The organism is Marinovum sp. J2-8 (genome assembly GCF_055808435.1).
Genome location: NZ_JBVVRZ010000001.1, coordinates 485,128 through 502,272, shown reverse-complemented (window position 1 = coordinate 502,272; position 17,145 = coordinate 485,128). Strand labels below are relative to the sequence as shown.

Below are 17,145 nucleotides of genomic sequence, written 5' to 3'. Positions count from 1 at the left end.
CCCATGGCTGAACCATATCTCAAGGTCGAAGGCATCGTAAAGAAATTCGGCCCCTTCACGGCGCTGAACGGTGTGAGCCTGGATGTCTATCCCGGAGAGGTGCATGCGCTTCTGGGCGACAACGGTGCGGGGAAATCGACGCTGATCAAGACATTGGCCGGGGTGCATGAACCCACCGCGGGCCAGATCTATGTCGAGGGCAAACCGGTCAAGTTCCGCAGCCCCCGCGACGCCAGCAGTGCCGGGATTGGCACGGTGTATCAGGATCTGGCGGTGAACCCGTTGATCAGTGTCACCCGAAACTTCTTTATGGGGCGCGAATTGTTGCGCGGCCCCAAAGGGATCGGGCTTCTGCGCATGGACGAGATGGACAAGATCGCCCATGACGAGATGCTGAAAATCGGCATCGACATCTCTGATCCGCAACAGGCGGTCGGCACCATGTCCGGCGGCCAGCGCCAGACGCTGGCGATTGCGCGGGCGATCTATTTCGGGGCCAAGGTGCTGATCCTGGACGAGCCGACATCGGCGCTCGGCCAGAAACAGCAGATGGAAGTGCTGAAAACCATGATGCGGGTGCGCAAACGTGGGGACATCGCCATCATCTTTATCACCCACAACGAAATCCATTCCCAGCTGGTGGCGGACCGCTACACGTTTCTTGCACTGGGTCAGGTGATCGGCGCGGGCAAGGCCGGCGAATTGGAGCATGACGAGATCCGCCGCCTGATGGCCGGTGGCGCGGAAATGGCCGATCTGGAGCAGGAGCTTTCGGGCATCTGAACCGGCTCATTTGAACCGGCTCATTTTGAAATATCACCCGGCTGGCACATTGCTGGCCGGGTTTTTCATTGGTCGCCGTGGAATGGCGGCACGGTCCCGGACATGATCCGGGGCCTCCTTAAAATCTGGCTGACAGCCCGGGCTGAGGTCCCGGAACATGTCCGGGACTGCGCTCTGCGCTACAAAACCCGTATGACATCCTTGCCCACCGACAGCATATATCCGCGCCGGGCGATGTTTTTGACCAACAGCTCGCTCACCAATTGGTTGCCCAACCCATCGCGCAGCCGTTTGATTCGCGTCGCCCCCGAAGCTTCTTCGCAATCGGATTCCGATTTGCCGGAAATCATCGCCTCGATCTGAACCCCGGTCAGCACATCGTCATCCATCCGCGCCTCTGCCAGCACACAGAGCGTTTCCATCGCCGCATCGGTCAGTTTGAACCCCATGTTGTTGAGGTAAACCGCGCGTTCTTCGCGGCTGATCATCAAGGAGGACACCTGAATCCCGGACTTTTCGATCTGTGCCATCCGGCGGTTCATGGCGATCAGCATCACCAGAAACACAAGGGCCGCAATCAAAAGCGCGGTGGCGAACACCAGCAATACGAAAATCACCATGCGATAAGATGTCAGCGTTTCGGAAAACGCCGTGCCAGAGAGCGCAAGGATTTCGAGAAGTTTGATTTCCGCATCGCTGTTCAACGCGTCGTTTTCGACGAAAATCCGTTCAACCCGCGCATTGAACGCATTGGCGTCCGGCAGGTTCAGAAACAAGAAAACCGCCGCCAGCAACAGGATCACCACAATGGCGGCCACGCCGATTTGCACCACCCGGTTGCCCGAGCGACGCACATCGGCGGCGAATTCTTCGATGTCGTTCATGGGGTCCCCCGCGATCACGGCTCTTGGTTGGCATGACGCACCATGTCGGGCGCAAGGTCAACAGAGCCTAGCCCTGACCGACCGAAACCACCTTGAGCAGTGTCAGTCCGCGTTGGGCCAACATGGCCCGCAGCTGCGTTTGCGCATTGGCCTTGGTGCAGGGGCCGTTGATCTGGGCGGTGTCGAAAAACAGCGCCAGCGGGTTGTCCCGCTTGGCCTTGTATTCCGCAACACAGGCCGCATCGGCCAGGGCCGGTGTCAGGCCAATCGCCACCGTCAGCGTGAGATATGTGAGCATTTTCATCATGGCTTCACCCTGCCCGCATTGCCGATGTTTTTCAATAACAACAGGGGGTTTACAGGCGTGTTATCCAATAACAGCGCCCTGTTATTGCCTGTCTGGCGGCGCCGGGGCCAGGGTTGGTGCATCGCTGGTCCGGCACAGTACCGGGTCATTCATAAAATCCAGGAGTTCACGCAGAAAGGACTTTCCAATGTCGCGTAAATTCATTTCCACCATCATGGCCGCCGCCGTTGCCCTCACCTCTTTTTCGGCTGTGCCCGCCGCTGCCGAAAATCGGAATTTTGAGAAATTCGTCATCGGCGCAGGCACCTTGTTGCTGTTGCACGAACTGGCGAACCACAAGATGCAGAAACAGCACAATACGCACAGCCAAGACTACAAGAAGCACCACGACAAGAAATATGGGAAGAAATACGGCAAAAAACGTCTGGCGCCGGTGCCCGGATATTGTCTGACCCGGGTCCAGACCCGCCATGGATCCGAGCGTATTCTTTCGTCACGCTGTTTGAACCGCAACTATCGCCACGCCGAATATCTGCCGCGGTCCTGCAAAGTGTCGATCAAGACCTGGAAGCATGGCCACAAAGTGACACGCAACGGCTACAAGCCCCGCTGCCTGCGGTCCAAAGGTTTCCGCATCACCTGACGCCCAGCGCGCAGCATTCAGTCGAGCAGAGGTGCGGGCAGTACGCCCCTGATGTCCGCACCACGCCCGAGCGCCCCGGTCCGGGCGCTCGGGTTTTTGCTTGCCAGAGACGGTCAACCGCGCCACTTCAAGCGGATGACATATCCAGATTACAGCTTCGAAGACATGGCCCACACCGAAGGGTTTGCCCGTATCGCCGGCGTTGACGAGGTCGGCCGCGGCCCATTGGCGGGGCCCGTTGTCGCCGCCGCTGTGGTGCTTGACCCCGGAAACATTCCAAAAGGATTGAATGATTCCAAAAAGTTAAGCGAAAAGCGGCGCGATGCGATATTGGCCGAAATCGAAGCCAGCGCAGAGATTGGCATCGGCGAGGCCACGGTCGAAGAGATTGATACCCACAATATCCTGCGCGCCAGTCACATTGCCATGTGCCGTGCGATTGCCGCCCTGCCCCATGCGCCGGACTATGTGTTGATTGATGGCAATATGGTGCCCCGCGACCTTAGCTTGCCTGCACGCACCATTGTCAAAGGCGACAGCCGATCAGTGTCGATCGCGGCGGCCTCAATTGTGGCGAAAATCAGGCGAGATTGTGTCATGCGGGATTTAGCGCAACACTTTCCCGGATATGGCTGGGAACGAAACGCAGGTTACCCGACGAAAAGCCATAAAGAGGCGCTGATACATTTGGGGGTGACCCCACACCATAGACGTTCGTTCAAACCTGTACACAACATCTTGTATCAAGACAAAAACTTAACCCCTTGATTCAAAAAAGAAATTGACCGCGAATCAGCTTTGACTCATCCTGTCAGCAACCAATGAGTGCGATAACGCGCCGGGGACAGAGGCAGAAAATGAAGACAATGACCAAAGCAAAGAGCGCTCAGGCGCTCCCTCTTAATACGATTCTATCTGGTGACTGCATCGATGTGATGAACAGTTTGCCGGCGGCGTCGGTCGATCTGATTTTCGCCGACCCGCCCTATAATCTTCAGCTGAAGGGCGACCTGCACCGCCCTGACAATTCCCGCGTTGACGCCGTCGACGACCATTGGGATCAATTTTCCTCTTTTGCCGCCTATGACAGGTTTACCCAAGACTGGCTCAAAGCGGCGCGCCGATTGCTCAAACCCAATGGGGCGATCTGGGTAATCGGCTCTTATCACAACATCTTTCGGGTTGGGGCCGCGTTGCAAAACGAAGGCTACTGGATTCTGAATGATGTGATCTGGCGCAAGGCCAACCCAATGCCGAATTTCCGCGGCAAGCGGTTCACCAATGCGCATGAAACCATGATCTGGGCCTCCAAGGAAGAAGGCGCAAAATACACCTTCAACTATGAGGCGCTGAAATCGCTGAACGAAGGCATCCAGATGCGCAGCGACTGGGTTCTGCCGATCTGCAACGGCGGTGAGCGGCTAAAGGACGAGGCCGGCGAAAAGGCGCATCCAACGCAAAAACCGCAATCCCTGTTGCACCGCGTGCTGGTCGGGTCGACCAACCCGGGCGATGTTGTGCTTGATCCGTTCTTTGGCACCGGCACCACCGGCGCAGTTGCCAAAATGCTGGGCCGTGATTTCATCGGCATCGAACGTGAAGCCGCTTATCGCAAGGTTGCTGAAAAGCGGCTGAGCAAGATCCGCAAATTTGACCGCGAGGTGTTGGAAGTATCCACATCGAAACGCGCGGCCCCACGGGTGCCCTTTGGCCAATTGGTCGAACGCGGCATGTTGCGCCCGGGCGAAGAGCTGTATTCGATCAACAAACGCCACAAGGCCAAGGTGCGCGCTGACGGCACGTTGATCGGTGGCGATGTGCGCGGCTCGATCCATCAGGTCGGCGCCGCATTGGAAGGCGCGCCATCCTGCAATGGCTGGACCTATTGGCATATCAAACGCGAAGGCAAAACCGTGCCGATCGACGTGTTCCGCCAACAGATCCGGGCCGAAATGGGTCATCGTCCGAACTGACGCGCCCACACCACCACGACAAAAGATCCCTTAAAAACAAACGGCACACCGCCGGTGCCGCGCGCTATGCGCTGGCACCAACTTGCCCCGCCTTGCCTGGCGGGGCTTTTTTGCGTTTGCGGTTGGCAACACACCCAAAAATCCCTAATTAAGGGGCCAGAGGCCACGTCCTCGCCCCGGATCATGATCGTGATCCTGAGGAGACATGTCCGGGACGGCCCGGCGGTTGAACCAAAGGGGGCTTAGATGGCCTGGATTTATCTTTTCATTGCTGGCTTGCTTGAAATCGGCTGGGTTTATTCGATGAAGCTGTCGTTTGGCTTCACCCGCCTCTGGCCAAGTCTGGCCACGGTCGGCTTCATGATCGGCAGTTTCGGCTTGCTGGCGCTGGCCATTCGCGTTTTGCCGATGGGCACTGCCTATATGATCTGGACCGGAATTGGCGCTTTGGGGGCCTTTATCCTTGGGATTGCGTTGCTTGGCGAACCGGTGACCGGCCTGCGGGTGGCGGCGGCGGCGCTGATCTTTGCCGGTTTGATCCTGATGAAACTGTCGTCAAGCGCCTAGCCCCTGTGCGCGCAGCTGTATTTGTCGGGTCGGGGCCGCCGCCCCTTCCGCCGCAACAGCCAATAGGCTAAGCCGGTCCCATGCGCGCAAGGACCGGCTGACACATGAAACCCATCCGCTTGATTTCCGGCATCTTTACCGTCGGCCTCTGGACCTTGATGAGCCGGGTTCTGGGCGTCGCGCGCGAGGTGATGATCCTCGGGCTGGTTGGCCCCGGTCCGGTGATGGATGCCTTTGTTGCGGCCTTTCGCCTGCCCAATATGTTTCGCCGGTTCTTTGCCGAAGGCGCGTTCAATGCCGCCTTTGTGCCGATGTTTTCCAAACGGCTGGAGGCCGGTGAAAACCCGGATGGCTTTGCCTCGGAAGCGATGTCGGGGCTGGCCTTTGTCCTTTTGTGTTTGACGGGTCTGGCGCTGGTCTTCATGCCGGTGCTGGTCTGGGCCACGGCGGGGGGATTTTCCGGCAATGAACGCTTTGATCTGACGGTGGATTTCGGCCGGATCGTATTTCCCTATATCCTGTTCATTTCCTTGGCGGCGCTTTGCTCTGGCATGCTGAATGCCGCAGGCCATTTTGCCGCCGCCGCTGCCGCGCCGGTGCTGTTGAACGTCTTTGTGCTGGTCACGATGGGCATTGCTGCGCTGGTAGACGGGCCAATTGCCCAGGTGCTGATCTGGACCGTGCCATTTTCCGGGATCGCCCAGCTGGCGCTGGTCTGGGTGGCGGTGCGCCGTGCCGGGTTCCGGCTGCAATGGCAACGCCCGCGCCTGACACCCGACATGAAACGTCTGGCCATCGTTGCCCTGCCCGCAGCGCTGGCCGGCGGCGTGATGCAGATCAACCTGCTGGTCGGCCAGCAGGTGGCCTCGCATTTTGCCAATGCAGTTGGCTGGCTCTATGCGGCGGACCGGCTCTATCAATTGCCGCTGGGCGTGGTGGGGATTGCGGTCGGGATTGTCCTTTTGCCGGATCTGTCCCGCCGCCTGAAGGCCGCAGACGACACAGGCGCACGCGAGGCCCTGTCGCGCGCTGGTGAAATATCTCTGGCCCTGACCCTGCCCTGTGCGGTGGCCCTGGTGGTGATCCCGCTGCCGTTGGTATCGGTCCTGTTCGAACGCGGCGCCACAGGCCCCGACGACAGCGCCGCCATCGCCGTCGCAGTGGCGATCTATGGCCTCGGCCTGCCCGCCTTTGTGTTGCAAAAACTGCTGCAACCGCTGTTTTTCGCCCGCGAAGACACCCGCAGCCCGTTCCGCTATGCGCTGTGGGCGATGGCGATCAATGCGGTGATTGCGATTGGCCTGTCTTATGCTCTGGGCTGGATCGCCCCGGCGATTGCCACGTCGCTGGCGGGATGGGCGATGGTGGTCCTTCTGGCGGTCGGCGCACGCCGGTTTGGCGACACCGCCCGGTTCGATACCCGGTTCCGCCGCCGCATCTGGCGGATCATCGCCGCATCTCTGGCCATGGGGCTGGTGCTCTGGGGGCTGAACGCGGCACTTGGGCGCTATCTGGTGATGGACTACATCCGCTATCCGGCACTGGCCGCGCTGATCCTGCTCGGCTCGCTGGCCTATTTCATCTTTGGCCAGGTGTTTGGCGCCTTCAGCTTGCACGAACTGAAGAGCACACTACGTCGGCGCAGATCATGACAGACACCCCGCCCATCACCCCATTGATCACCGCCGCCCAGGCCTTTCCCGCGCTGGAACGGCTGGTGGATGAGGCCGAACACAAGGTCTGGATGTCCTTCCGCATCTTTGATCCGCGCACCCGACTGCGCGATCCGGGGCTGCGCGACCGCGGGCTCGACACCTGGGCCGATCTGCTGGCCGATGTCACCGCACGGGGCGTTGCCCTTCGGGTCTTGCTGGCCGATTTCGACCCGATCTTTGCCCCGGATCTGCATCAAAACTCCTGGCGGGCCGTGCGCCATTTGCAACGCTGCGTATCAGGCGACGCCCAGATCCTCTGCGCCCCGCATGGCCAAAGCGCCGGCTGTTCTGGCGGCTGGCGATGCGCGACCGGCTGCAAAAACGTCTGGCGGAAATGCGCACCCAAGACCCCGATGATCTCACACCGGTGGAACGGGCCGCCCTGCGCGGGACCAATCACCTGCGCCCGGTCACCATTCACCAGAAATTCGCCGTGGTCGATGACCAGTCCTGCATCATTGGCGGATTGGATATCAATGAACGCCGCTTTGACACCCCCGACCATGACCGCAATCCCGAAGACACCTGGCACGACGTATCGGTCCGCGCCGATGGCGCATTTTGCCGTGATCTCGCCGCGCATTTCGCCGACAGTTGGAACGCCGCGCGCAACTGCACGCCCCCGGTGAACGACGACGCAACACCACTACAGCCACCCCAAACCCAGCCGCATTCCGGCCCGCGTCTGCTGCGGACATTGTCAATTGCCTGCCCGGGGCTGACCCGATTGGGCCCCCGCCCGAAAATCCGCGAAAACGAAACCGCCGTGATTGAGGCAATCCAAAGCGCCCACGCCAGCCTCTATATTGAAACGCAGTTCCTCCGCCACCGCCCGGTGATCGACGCGTTGGTCCGGGCAGCGGACCACCGCGACCTGAACCTGATCCTGATCTTGCCCCCCTTCGCCGAGCGCGTGTTGTTTGGCGGCGACGACGGCTGGGATGCCCGCCACGCCCATGCCCTGCAAATGCGCGGATTGATCCGGCTGGAACGCGCCTATGGTGCACGCGCGGCCATCATCGCCCCGGCGCAACCCTATCCCGCAGACCCCGACAGCCCGCAAATCCACGGCGCCGGGCCGGTCTATGTCCATTCCAAGGTTACATTGGTCGACGACCGGATCGGCATTGTCGGCTCTGCCAATCTGAACGGCCGCTCGCTGCGCTGGGATACCGAAGCCTCCATCGCCTTTGACGGCAAGGCAGAAATCAGCGCCCTGCGGCAACAACTGGCGCAAAAATGGTTGGGCAAGAACCAGACCGGCGACCCGTCAAAGGCCGCCACATGGACCGCCCTAGCCACAAGAAATGCGGCCCTGCCCGCAAGAGAACGCAGAGGCTTTGTCCTGCCGTACCCACTGGAAAAACTGCGCCGTTTCTCCCGCCTGCTGCCGATCCTGCCAAACGACATGTTCTAATCACCGCCGGGCTTCTTCTCTTTTGAAATACGCCGGGGTTTTGAGGGGCTGGCCCCCTCAAGGCCTGCGTGGCCTGAACGCAAATCCAACCTGTGCGCCCCCGGCGCGCCGCTTAATAAAGCGTGCCAAAGACCAAGCCTGCAAAAATCGCACCGCTGACCCCCAGTCCGAGATAGGTGAAAAACACCCGTGGCTTCACCAGCGACCAGACCGCCGCCATGGCCGGCACCGAACTGACCGCGCCGGCAATCATGAACGCCATCGCTGCGCCGGATGTCATGCCTTGCTCCACCAGCCCCGCCAAAAGCGGCGGCGCAACATAAGAGTTGAGATAGGCCGGCATCCCCACAAAGGCCGCGATCACCACCGGAACAACACCATCGCCGCCGACCAATCGCACAATCACATCAGCGGGCACATAGGTGACCAAAAGCGCCTCAAGCACATAGGCCAGCGCCAACCATTTCGCCAGGAACACCATGTTCTCGATCATCTGTGCCCGGAATTCGCCGCGCCGTTTCTCTTCAGTCCAGAACTTCCATACCGGGCGTCCCTCCAACGGATTTGGCCCACAACCACAGCCCGCAGATTTGCGGGGCCGCAACATATCGCCAAATGCGCCGGCCCCGACCATTGCCCGGACGGCAAAGCCACCAAACAGACCCAGGCCCACCGCGACAATCGCCTTGCCCACCGCAAACGGCCATCCAAGGGCAGCAGCGGTGATCAGCAATGTGGGCGGATCAATCAGCGGCGAGGACAGCCAGAACGCCATGACCGCAGACAGCGGCGCGCCCAGCGCCAAAAGCCCGGCGATAAAGGGAATGACCTCACAGGAACAAAACGGGGCAAGCCCGCCAAACAGCGCCGCCATGAAGATCGCCTGGGTCTCGCGGCCATCAAACGCACGGGCGATCATCGCTTCGGCCCCGGCGGCCTTGAGATAGGCAATCAACAGCACAGCAAAGAGGATAAAGGGCAAGGTGCCAAGAAACGCCCGCAGCGCGAATTCCACAACCGGAACGAACTGCCCCGGATCCAGCAGCGCCACACACAACGGAACGATCACCACAACCGTCCACGGGGTTTTCAACCCGTTCACCAGATCGCGTTTCGGCGATTGCGTCAGATCAGCCATTGTTCGCCGCCTTTCTGGTTTCATCCGCACAGCATTCACACAGAATAAATTGTGCAAGCTGTTCCAATTGCGCGTAATCGGCGCGGTTTATCACCATGCGGCCATCGCGTTGTTGATCAATAAGCGCCGCACCCGCCAGAAATTTCAGGTGATGCGCCAGCGTGGATGGCGCGATCCCGGTCCGGTCCTGAAGGTCCGATACCGTCAGGCCGCTTTCGCCCGCACGGATCAAGATGCGCAGCACTTGCAGTCTGGCTTCAGATCCCATCGCGGCAAATCCTGCCGCCGCTTGTTCCCAGTTCATCCAAAATCTCCATTGATTCGATAAAACTAGTTTTATGGTTTTGATTGACGACGGTCAAGCCACCGCCCGAACCGGCAGTCCAACAGATCTGAAAAGCTGCTCAGTGCTGTCTAGGATCCAGACCCTAGCGCCGGATACGCGCCAGAAACGCCGTCCAGCCCCCGGGCGCCAGCAATATCGACATGGCAAATCCGCCCACAAACCCGGCAAAATCAGCGGCCCATGTGCTGTCAGCGCCATAAAGCAGGCTGAACACCAGCCGGATCGCCAGCAACATGCCGATCAAGGAAAACGCGCGCATCTGCTGCCCGCCTTCGGCGCCCAATTGCCGCCAAAGCAGAAGGGTAAAGCCGCCGATTATGCCATAGACCCCCGGAAAGCCGCCGATCAGCGGCACGGGATCATTCAAAACCGCGCCATAAAACACCGCGCCGATGATGGATGACCCAAGAAACAGCACCAGCACCCGAACGCCGCCCATGACCTCGCCCACCCATTTGCCCAGCGCCAGCAACATGACACTGACAAACAGCGCATGACTGAAATTGGCCTGAAGGAACGGATAGCTGACAAAACGGATCATATGTTCCAACGGGAACACCCCGTTGGCCAGCATCCAGTCGAATATGTCGCCGGAGAAGGCATATGTGCGCACCGCATCCAGCCGCCAGCCGACCGCAGTCGGCCCACCGACAAAGCCCTGCGCGCCCGCCTGAAACGTCAATTCAATCCCGGCAATCACCAGAAACAGTGCCACAATGACCGGCGGCAAGGGGTTGATCGGCGGCTGGTTCATCGGATCGTGCATGGGCATCCCTGCGGTCTGGCTGGGCCTTCACCTTGACGACCCTCTGGTGCATGGGTAAGCGCAGAACAATCGGAAATCCAGACGGAGAAACCCCATGACAGAGGGCGTCCAAACCCCATCTGCCTTTACCCCCCGCGTCTTTTCGGGGATTTAGCCTTCGGGCAACCTGCATCTTGGCAATTATCTTGGCGCGCTGAAGCGCTTTGCCGACAGTCAGGACGATGGCGTGCAATCAATTTTCTGCATGGTCGACATGCATGCGATCACCGTCTGGCAAGACCCCAATGATCTGCGCCATGCCACCCGCGAACTGGCCGCCGGGTTCATTGCGTCGGGTATCGACCCGGAAAAATCCATCCTGTTCAACCAGTCGCAAGTGTCTGCACATGCCCAATTGGCGTGGGCTTTCAACTGTGTGGCGCGCATGGGCTGGATGAAGCGCATGACCCAGTGGAAGGACAAGGCCGGCAAGAATCAGGAAAACGCATCGCTGGGGCTTTTGGCCTATCCTGCGCTGATGGCCGCCGACATTCTTGTTTACCACGCGACGCATGTGCCGGTGGGCGAGGACCAGAAACAGCATCTGGAACTGACGCGTGATATTGCGATCAAGTTCAACAATGATTTTGGCGTCGATTTCTTTCCGATCCCGGAACCGGTGATCGAAGGTGCCGCAACCCGGGTGATGAGCCTGCGGGACGGCACAAAAAAGATGTCGAAATCCGATCCTTCGGACGCCAGCCGGATCAATCTGACCGATGATGCCGACACGATTGCGAAAAAGATCCGCAAGGCCAAGACCGACCCCGAGGCGCTGCCAAGCGAGGCCAAAGGTCTGGAAGACCGGGCCGAGGCGCGCAATCTGGTCAACATCTATGCGGCGCTGAACGACCAAAGCGTCGATCAGGTGCTGGGTGATGTCGGCGGCAAGCAGTTTTCGGAATTCAAACCGATGCTGGCCGATTTGGCGGTGGCGAAACTGGCGCCGATTTCGACCGAGATGTCGCGGCTTATGGATGACCTGCCGGAAATCGACCGCATCCTTGGTCATGGTGCCGCTCGCGCGCGCGACATTGCGTCGCCGATCCTGGACAAGACCTATGACATCCTCGGCATGGTGCGCAGCTAGGCCGGAACCGAACAAAGGCCGCGGGGCACATCCACGCCCCGCGGCCAATGCAATCTGACTCTCACGCCCCGCTATTTCGCCGTCATGCGCAGCGCGCCATCCAGGCGGATCACCTCGCCGTTCAGCATGGGGTTTGCGAAAATTGCCGCCACCAGCTCGGCGAATTCCGACGCCTTCCCAAGCCGCGCCGGAAACGGCACCTTGGCCCCCAAGGAATCCTGCACCTCTTGTGGTAGACCGGCCATCATCGGCGTTTCAAAGATACCCGGCGCAATTGCCATCACCCGAATGCCCGAGCGCGCCAATTCACGTGCGGCCTGCAAGGTGAGGCTGACAACACCCCCCTTGGAGGCCGCATAAGCCGCCTGTCCGATCTGGCCGTCAAAGGCCGCAATCGAGGCGGTATTGATGATCACACCGCGTTCGCCTTCGGGGCCGGCATCGCCGCCCGCCATTGCTTCGGCGGCCAGCCGCATGGTGTTGAACGTGCCAATCAGATTGATCGAAACCGCCTTGGAAAACAGCGCCAGATCATGCGGGCCGTCGCGGCCGACGATCTTCTGTCCCGGCGCGATCCCGGCGCAATTGACCAGACCATGCAGCGCGCCAAAGCGGCTTTTGGCGGTCTCGATCGCCGCAGCCACCTGATCGGGCGCGGTCACATCGGCCTTGACCAGCGCAAATCTGTCGTGCTGCGACGCGCCGTCAGTGGCAATGTCGATGCCCACCACATTGGCCCCATCGGCCAACAGGCGCGCGGCCACACCCGCGCCCAGCCCGGAATTGGCCCCGGTGACCAAGATTGTCTTACCTTCGATGTCCATAACATCCTCCCACGTCTTTCCCCTTGATCGGTAGGGCCGCAGGGCATGGCAGACAATGATATTTGAGGTCCAAAATCTGATCTCAAATGCCATATCCGGCCCAAGGCTGCCCCTCGGGCAAACAGCGCTTGACATGGCCGGCGATGCAATGAATGTTGCACGCGAAATAGCCAGGGGTGTCCCGAACGGGGCTGAGATGCGCAACGATGCGTGAACCCTCCACAGCTGATCTGGATCATACCAGCGGAGCGAGGTCACATATGTTTATAGGCGCGCAAGTGTCACTCTACCCGATGACATCCGATTTTGTCGATGTCATCCTGTCCGGGCTCAAGGCCTTTACCCCATATCAACAGGATCTTCGGATCGAGACCGACGATATGTCGACGCTTATGGTCGGCGCGCCGGGGCCATTGTTCGACGCGATCCGCGATCTGTTTGCGACGGTTGCTGCCCAGCCGGATCATGTCGCGATGCATGTCACCCTGTCGCGCGGCTGTCCCGGGGAACCGGATGACCCCTCTTGTCATTGCGAGACGCTGACCAAGGCACAATCGCTGTCATTGGCAGAGCGCCAGACATTGGCCCATCAGGCCGTCACCGATGCCCCGGTCACCGGGGTCGAGATTGATGTGCAGTTCTCGCTCTATGTCTTGGGCCAGGATGGCCATATGGACGAGATTTATGGCTGCATCGACTTTCTGAAAGGTTCTGGCACCTTTTTGAAATCCAAGAACTTCTGCACCCGTCTGCGCGGTGACGCCGGCGCCGTGTTCGAGGTTCTGCGGCAGGCTTTCCTGCGGTTTGGCCCAGCCGAGGGCCATGTCACCATTGACATGACCGCCTCTGCCAACTCCCCCAGCCTGCGCTGAACGCACCGACCCGCCGCCCTGCACAGGATGCAGGGGCGCGGTCCTGCGATCGGAGACACCAATGTCGTTTCTGAAACGGAGCTTTCCGACCGTTCTTATTGCGCTGGCGTTGCTGTCAGCCTGGGAGGTCTATTGCGCCCGCGCGGCGGTGTCGCCGCTGGTGTTGCCGGCGCCGCATGATGTGCTGCGCGGCCTGTGGTTGAACCGGGCCGACATCGGCAGCCATGCACTGGCCACCCTGACGGTGACCGCAACCGGGTTCAGCCTGTCGGTGCTGGTGGCATTTGCCACTTCGGTCGCCCTGTATTTCCTGCCCTGGCTGCGCCGTGGGGCGATGCCGTTGCTGGTGGCCAGCCAAACGGTGCCGATCGTGGCGCTGGCGCCGCTTATGGTGTTGTGGTTCGGCTTCGGGCTGTTGCCAAAGGTATTGCTGGTCATCCTCGTGACGTTTTTCCCGATGCTGGTCAGCCTGCTGTCGGGATATGCCCGGCTGCCGCTGGCCTATCGGGATCAATTGGTGTCCATGGGCGCAGGACAATGGAGCGTGTTTCGCCGCGCGACCCTGCCCGTGGCGCGGTCGGCCTTCTTTGCCGGGCTGCGCATTTCGGCGACCTATGCGGTGGTGGCCGCCATCTTTGCAGAATATTCAGGCGCGCGGCGCGGTCTTGGGATTTATATCCTGTCGGCAAAGAACAACTTTCGCGCCGACCTGGTGCTGGCCGCCGTTGTCGTCTCTGCCTGTCTGACCTTGTTGTTGCTTGCGCTCTTGCACGGGGTCGACCGGGCCACCGGGCGCCGGTTCCGGAGGGACAACGATGCTACAGGTTGAAGGGCTGACCATCGCCGCAGCGGACACCCAATTGGTGCAGAATCTGTCACTGGAATTGGCGGAGGGCCAAATCACCTGCCTGATCGGCCCTTCTGGCTGTGGCAAATCATCGGTGGTGAAATGGCTGGCCGGGGTCCTGCCACCGACGCTGACCGCACAGGGTCGCGCCCGGCTGGATGGCAGCGCCGTGACCCCGCCGCATCCAAGCATTGCCTATCAGCCGCAGCAGGACACGCTGTTTCCCTGGCTGACCATCGCCGAAAACGCGGCCCTGGGGCTGGAAATCGCCGGGGTTCATCGCCGCGACGCACAGGCGCGCATCGCACCGCTGTTGCCCGCATTCGGGCTGGACGGCACGGCGCAGCTGTTTCCCGATCAACTGTCCGGCGGCATGCGACAGCGCGCGGCGTTTTTGCGAACGATTGTACAGGACAGCCGATTTGTGCTGTTGGACGAACCTTTTTCCGCGCTTGACGCTGTGACCCGCCTGAAAATGCAGGACTGGCTCTGCCAACAACTCGCGCGGACCCCGCGCGGCGTGTTGATGGTGACCCACGACCTCTATGAGGCGACGCAATTGGCGGATCGCGTCCTTGTCATGGGGGGTAATCCTGGCCGGATTTTGGCCGACCTGCCCATTCCCTCGCCCCGCGACACCCGAACCGAGGCCAGCCTGGCCCCGATGCGGGTCTCGCTCAGATCCCTTTTGTTGGAGAAGACACCATGAAACCTATTCTGCTTGCTGCCTGCCTTGCGCTGCCCGCCGTGGCCCATGCCGAAGACAAGGTGAGCATTGCGCTCGACTGGACCTTGAACACCAACCACATCGGGCTGATCGTGGCCCGCGATCAGGGTCTTTACAAAGATGCTGGGCTGGAGGTGGATATCCTGCCGTATACCGACAGCACCTCTACCGCGTTGCTGGCCGCGAAGGTCACGGAATTCGCTTACATGACCTCGCTTGGGTTTCTGAGCGCGCGGGCGGCAGAGGCCGACATCACCGCGCTCTGGGCGACGATGCAGCACGAAACCGGGCGGCTGGTCTATAACAGCGCCAACACCGCCATCACCCGCCCTGCGGATCTGACGGGCAAGATCTATGCCGGGTTTGGCAGCGCATGGGAAGACGCGCTGATTTCCACCATGATCGAAACCGATGGCGGCGAGCCGACATATGACACGGTGACATTGGGCACCGGCGCCTATGAGGCGCTGGCCAACGGCGCGGTTGATTTCACGCTGGAGGTTTCGACCTGGGAAGGGGTGAACAGCGTCTTGCTCGGGCGGGAACAGAGCAGTTTCGCCTATACCGACTACGGCGTGCCGGATCAGCAAAACGGCTATATCGGCACCACAACCGAGATTCTGGCCGACCGCCCCGACATGGTTGCGCGTTTCATGAAGGCCACTCAGGCGGGATATGCCTGGGCGGCAGACAACCCGGCAGCGGCCGCCGACATGTTGATCGCGGCTGGCGATTTTCCGAACGGCGAGCTGGTGCAAGGCTCGATGCAGGCGATTGCCGATGGCGGTTTCCTGCGCGACGGGGACACGCCGGTCGGCACAATCAATATGACAACCTTTGGCACCATGGCGAAATTCCTCTTTGACAGTGGTGTGTTGAAGGGGCCGGGCGGCACGGCGCTGGAATGGACCGGCGATATTGAAAGCTGGGTCGATCAATCCTGGATGGCGCACTAAGCTTTCAGGCTTTGCCGCGCATCACCGCTGGGTCGCATGGACCTGCGCGGCGCGGGTCACAGGCGACACAATGACTGGCACCCCAAAGCTTTGATGCCGGAACCTGTGGCCTAACCCCACGGCACGCCAAGACAATTTGGCGTGCCGTTTGCTTTACCGGGGCAATACAACGGTCAAACCGCCCCCCCGGCACCACAAAGAGGCTGGCCGCGCCTTACGCCAATCCCACCGCATGATGCTGCGCATCGCTCCACTGCCGTGGCGATTGCCCATACATACGCTTGAACTCTCGGCTGAACTGCGACGGGCTGACGTAGCCGACATTCAGCGCCGCTTCGGTCACCGTCACGCCACCGGCAATTTTCATGGCAGCATTGTTCAGTCGCATGGATTTCACGAACTGGATCGGCGACATCGTTGTCGCCTGTTTGAATTTGCGGTGAAACACTGCGCGGCTCATGCCGGCACGGGCGGCCATATCCTCGATCGAGATTGGCGTATCCAGATTAGACGACAAATGCGCAATGGACCGGGCAATGGCATTTCCGGGGCCAAAGGCCTGACGCGCAAGGGGACCGGCCTCGCCTTTGAGGATGGCATAATAAACTTCGCGCAGCCGCGCCGCACCAAGCACCGCCGTATCTGTCTGGCTTTCCCCCAGCTGCAAAAGCCGCAGCAGCGCATCACAAAATGTCTCGTCCCAGCGGGCAAGCCAAACCCCCTGTTTTCCCGGCGCGCCCCGGCCAGATGGCAGCCCCCCGGCGCTGTCCATTTCCAGAATCAATTCGGTCATGATCCGTTGATCAAGCGACAGATACACACCGTAAAGCGGCCTGTCCGGCGCGGCATCCGGCGTGCCCGCCGTCACCGGCATCGACATCGGGCAGCACATGTATCGGCTGTCATCATACACATAGCGCTCGCCATCCAGAACCGCCTCCTTGGTTCCGCTCACAATGGCAATGACACTGGGCTCGTACACCGCAGGGGCACAGGGAATGGCAGCGGTGGCGCGAAACAGCCTGACCCCGCTGATGCCGGTTTCCATCAGGCCATCCGCATGGATGCGGTTTTCGATCAGCTGTTTTATCTGCGGTTTTGTCATGAGGGTCATTTAGGGCCATGCATTTGGACAAAACAACCCGGTTGATACAATCGGGCAAGTATTCGCGATGATCCTGGCTATTTTCCATCCATCGCGACATTTAGATCCCTGATCAGAACAGCAACCATTTGCGCGGCCGCTGGCCG

Annotated in this window: 19 protein-coding genes and 1 riboswitch; of the genes, 12 read left to right on the top strand and 7 right to left on the bottom strand. The window is 60.4% G+C overall.

Going from position 1 to position 17,145, the window contains the following annotated elements; genetic code table 11:
• Positions 1-3: 3 nt before the first annotated feature.
• The gene (locus AC0L4F_RS02525) at positions 4-783 is read left to right on the top strand and encodes an ATP-binding cassette domain-containing protein (protein WP_244684911.1); all 780 of its coding nucleotides are present in this window, start codon (positions 4-6) and stop codon (positions 781-783) included.
• Between the two features lie 179 nt (positions 784-962).
• Here AC0L4F_RS02525 and AC0L4F_RS02520 read toward each other — a convergent pair whose 3' ends face one another.
• Positions 963-1,667: a hypothetical protein gene (locus AC0L4F_RS02520; RefSeq protein ID WP_244684908.1), complete on the bottom strand. Its 705-nt coding sequence runs from the start codon at positions 1,665-1,667 to the stop codon at positions 963-965.
• Between the two features lie 67 nt (positions 1,668-1,734).
• The gene (locus AC0L4F_RS02515) at positions 1,735-1,974 is read right to left on the bottom strand and encodes a hypothetical protein (protein WP_244684906.1); all 240 of its coding nucleotides are present in this window, start codon (positions 1,972-1,974) and stop codon (positions 1,735-1,737) included.
• Positions 1,975-2,161: 187 nt separating this feature from the next.
• Between AC0L4F_RS02515 and AC0L4F_RS02510 the strand changes: the two genes are divergently transcribed.
• The 6 genes from AC0L4F_RS02510 (at position 2,162) to AC0L4F_RS02485 (ending at position 8,289) form a co-directional block, all read left to right on the top strand.
• Complete coding sequence (locus AC0L4F_RS02510) at positions 2,162-2,617, top strand: hypothetical protein (RefSeq protein WP_244684904.1); 456 nt, start codon at positions 2,162-2,164, stop codon at positions 2,615-2,617.
• Positions 2,618-2,752: 135 nt separating this feature from the next.
• Positions 2,753-3,385 (top strand): ribonuclease HII, encoded by a 633-nt coding sequence (locus tag AC0L4F_RS02505; RefSeq protein WP_244684902.1) that lies wholly within the window; start codon positions 2,753-2,755, stop codon positions 3,383-3,385.
• 89 nt (positions 3,386-3,474) lie between these two features.
• Positions 3,475-4,590, top strand: coding sequence for a site-specific DNA-methyltransferase (locus tag AC0L4F_RS02500; RefSeq protein WP_244684900.1), 1,116 nt, complete (start codon positions 3,475-3,477; stop codon positions 4,588-4,590).
• A 246-nt stretch (positions 4,591-4,836) separates the two neighbouring features.
• Positions 4,837-5,157 carry a DMT family transporter gene (locus AC0L4F_RS02495; protein WP_244684898.1) on the top strand — a complete coding sequence of 107 codons (321 nt, stop codon included), beginning with the start codon at positions 4,837-4,839 and terminating at the stop codon, positions 5,155-5,157.
• Positions 5,158-5,261: 104 nt separating this feature from the next.
• The gene (gene murJ, locus AC0L4F_RS02490) at positions 5,262-6,809 is read left to right on the top strand and encodes a murein biosynthesis integral membrane protein MurJ (protein WP_244684896.1); all 1,548 of its coding nucleotides are present in this window, start codon (positions 5,262-5,264) and stop codon (positions 6,807-6,809) included.
• A 364-nt stretch (positions 6,810-7,173) separates the two neighbouring features.
• Positions 7,174-8,289, top strand: coding sequence for a phospholipase D-like domain-containing protein (locus tag AC0L4F_RS02485; RefSeq protein ID WP_244684894.1), 1,116 nt, complete (start codon positions 7,174-7,176; stop codon positions 8,287-8,289).
• A 112-nt stretch (positions 8,290-8,401) separates the two neighbouring features.
• Here the strand turns inward: AC0L4F_RS02485 and AC0L4F_RS02480 are convergent, their stop codons facing one another.
• From AC0L4F_RS02480 to AC0L4F_RS02470, 3 genes are all read right to left on the bottom strand, one after another.
• Positions 8,402-9,427, bottom strand: a complete 1,026-nt coding sequence (locus AC0L4F_RS02480; RefSeq protein ID WP_244684892.1) for a permease — start codon at positions 9,425-9,427, stop codon at positions 8,402-8,404.
• On the bottom strand, positions 9,420-9,731 hold the full coding sequence (locus tag AC0L4F_RS02475) for an ArsR/SmtB family transcription factor (RefSeq protein WP_244684883.1): 312 nt from the start codon (positions 9,729-9,731) through the stop codon (positions 9,420-9,422). The genes AC0L4F_RS02480 and AC0L4F_RS02475 overlap by 8 nt, the downstream gene beginning before the upstream one ends.
• A gap of 124 nt (positions 9,732-9,855) precedes the next feature.
• A complete protein-coding gene (locus AC0L4F_RS02470; protein WP_244684881.1) occupies positions 9,856-10,539 on the bottom strand; it encodes a rhomboid family intramembrane serine protease in 684 nt (227 codons plus the stop codon).
• A 166-nt stretch (positions 10,540-10,705) separates the two neighbouring features.
• On the opposite strand from AC0L4F_RS02470, the gene trpS reads away from it, so the two are divergent.
• Complete coding sequence (gene trpS / locus AC0L4F_RS02465; protein ID WP_244686313.1) at positions 10,706-11,668, top strand: tryptophan--tRNA ligase; 963 nt, start codon at positions 10,706-10,708, stop codon at positions 11,666-11,668.
• Positions 11,669-11,739: 71 nt separating this feature from the next.
• Here trpS and AC0L4F_RS02460 read toward each other — a convergent pair whose 3' ends face one another.
• A complete protein-coding gene (locus AC0L4F_RS02460; RefSeq protein WP_244684879.1) occupies positions 11,740-12,492 on the bottom strand; it encodes an SDR family NAD(P)-dependent oxidoreductase in 753 nt (250 codons plus the stop codon).
• 162 nt (positions 12,493-12,654) lie between these two features.
• Positions 12,655-12,761: riboswitch (TPP riboswitch) on the top strand.
• Positions 12,762-12,770: 9 nt separating this feature from the next.
• Here AC0L4F_RS02460 and AC0L4F_RS02455 point away from each other — a divergent pair.
• From AC0L4F_RS02455 to AC0L4F_RS02440, 4 genes are all read left to right on the top strand, one after another.
• Complete coding sequence (locus AC0L4F_RS02455; protein WP_244684877.1) at positions 12,771-13,364, top strand: Ykof family thiamine-binding protein; 594 nt, start codon at positions 12,771-12,773, stop codon at positions 13,362-13,364.
• 61 nt (positions 13,365-13,425) lie between these two features.
• Positions 13,426-14,193 carry an ABC transporter permease gene (locus AC0L4F_RS02450; RefSeq protein ID WP_244684875.1) on the top strand — a complete coding sequence of 256 codons (768 nt, stop codon included), beginning with the start codon at positions 13,426-13,428 and terminating at the stop codon, positions 14,191-14,193.
• Positions 14,180-14,920, top strand: a complete 741-nt coding sequence (locus AC0L4F_RS02445) for an ABC transporter ATP-binding protein (protein WP_244684873.1) — start codon at positions 14,180-14,182, stop codon at positions 14,918-14,920. Before AC0L4F_RS02450 ends, AC0L4F_RS02445 begins: the two co-directional genes overlap by 14 nt.
• Complete coding sequence (locus tag AC0L4F_RS02440) at positions 14,917-15,894, top strand: ABC transporter substrate-binding protein (RefSeq protein ID WP_244684871.1); 978 nt, start codon at positions 14,917-14,919, stop codon at positions 15,892-15,894. Before AC0L4F_RS02445 ends, AC0L4F_RS02440 begins: the two co-directional genes overlap by 4 nt.
• Before the next feature lie 214 nt (positions 15,895-16,108).
• Here the strand turns inward: AC0L4F_RS02440 and AC0L4F_RS02435 are convergent, their stop codons facing one another.
• On the bottom strand, positions 16,109-17,008 hold the full coding sequence (locus AC0L4F_RS02435; protein ID WP_244684869.1) for an AraC family transcriptional regulator: 900 nt from the start codon (positions 17,006-17,008) through the stop codon (positions 16,109-16,111).
• Between the last annotated feature and the right edge of the window lie 137 nt (positions 17,009-17,145).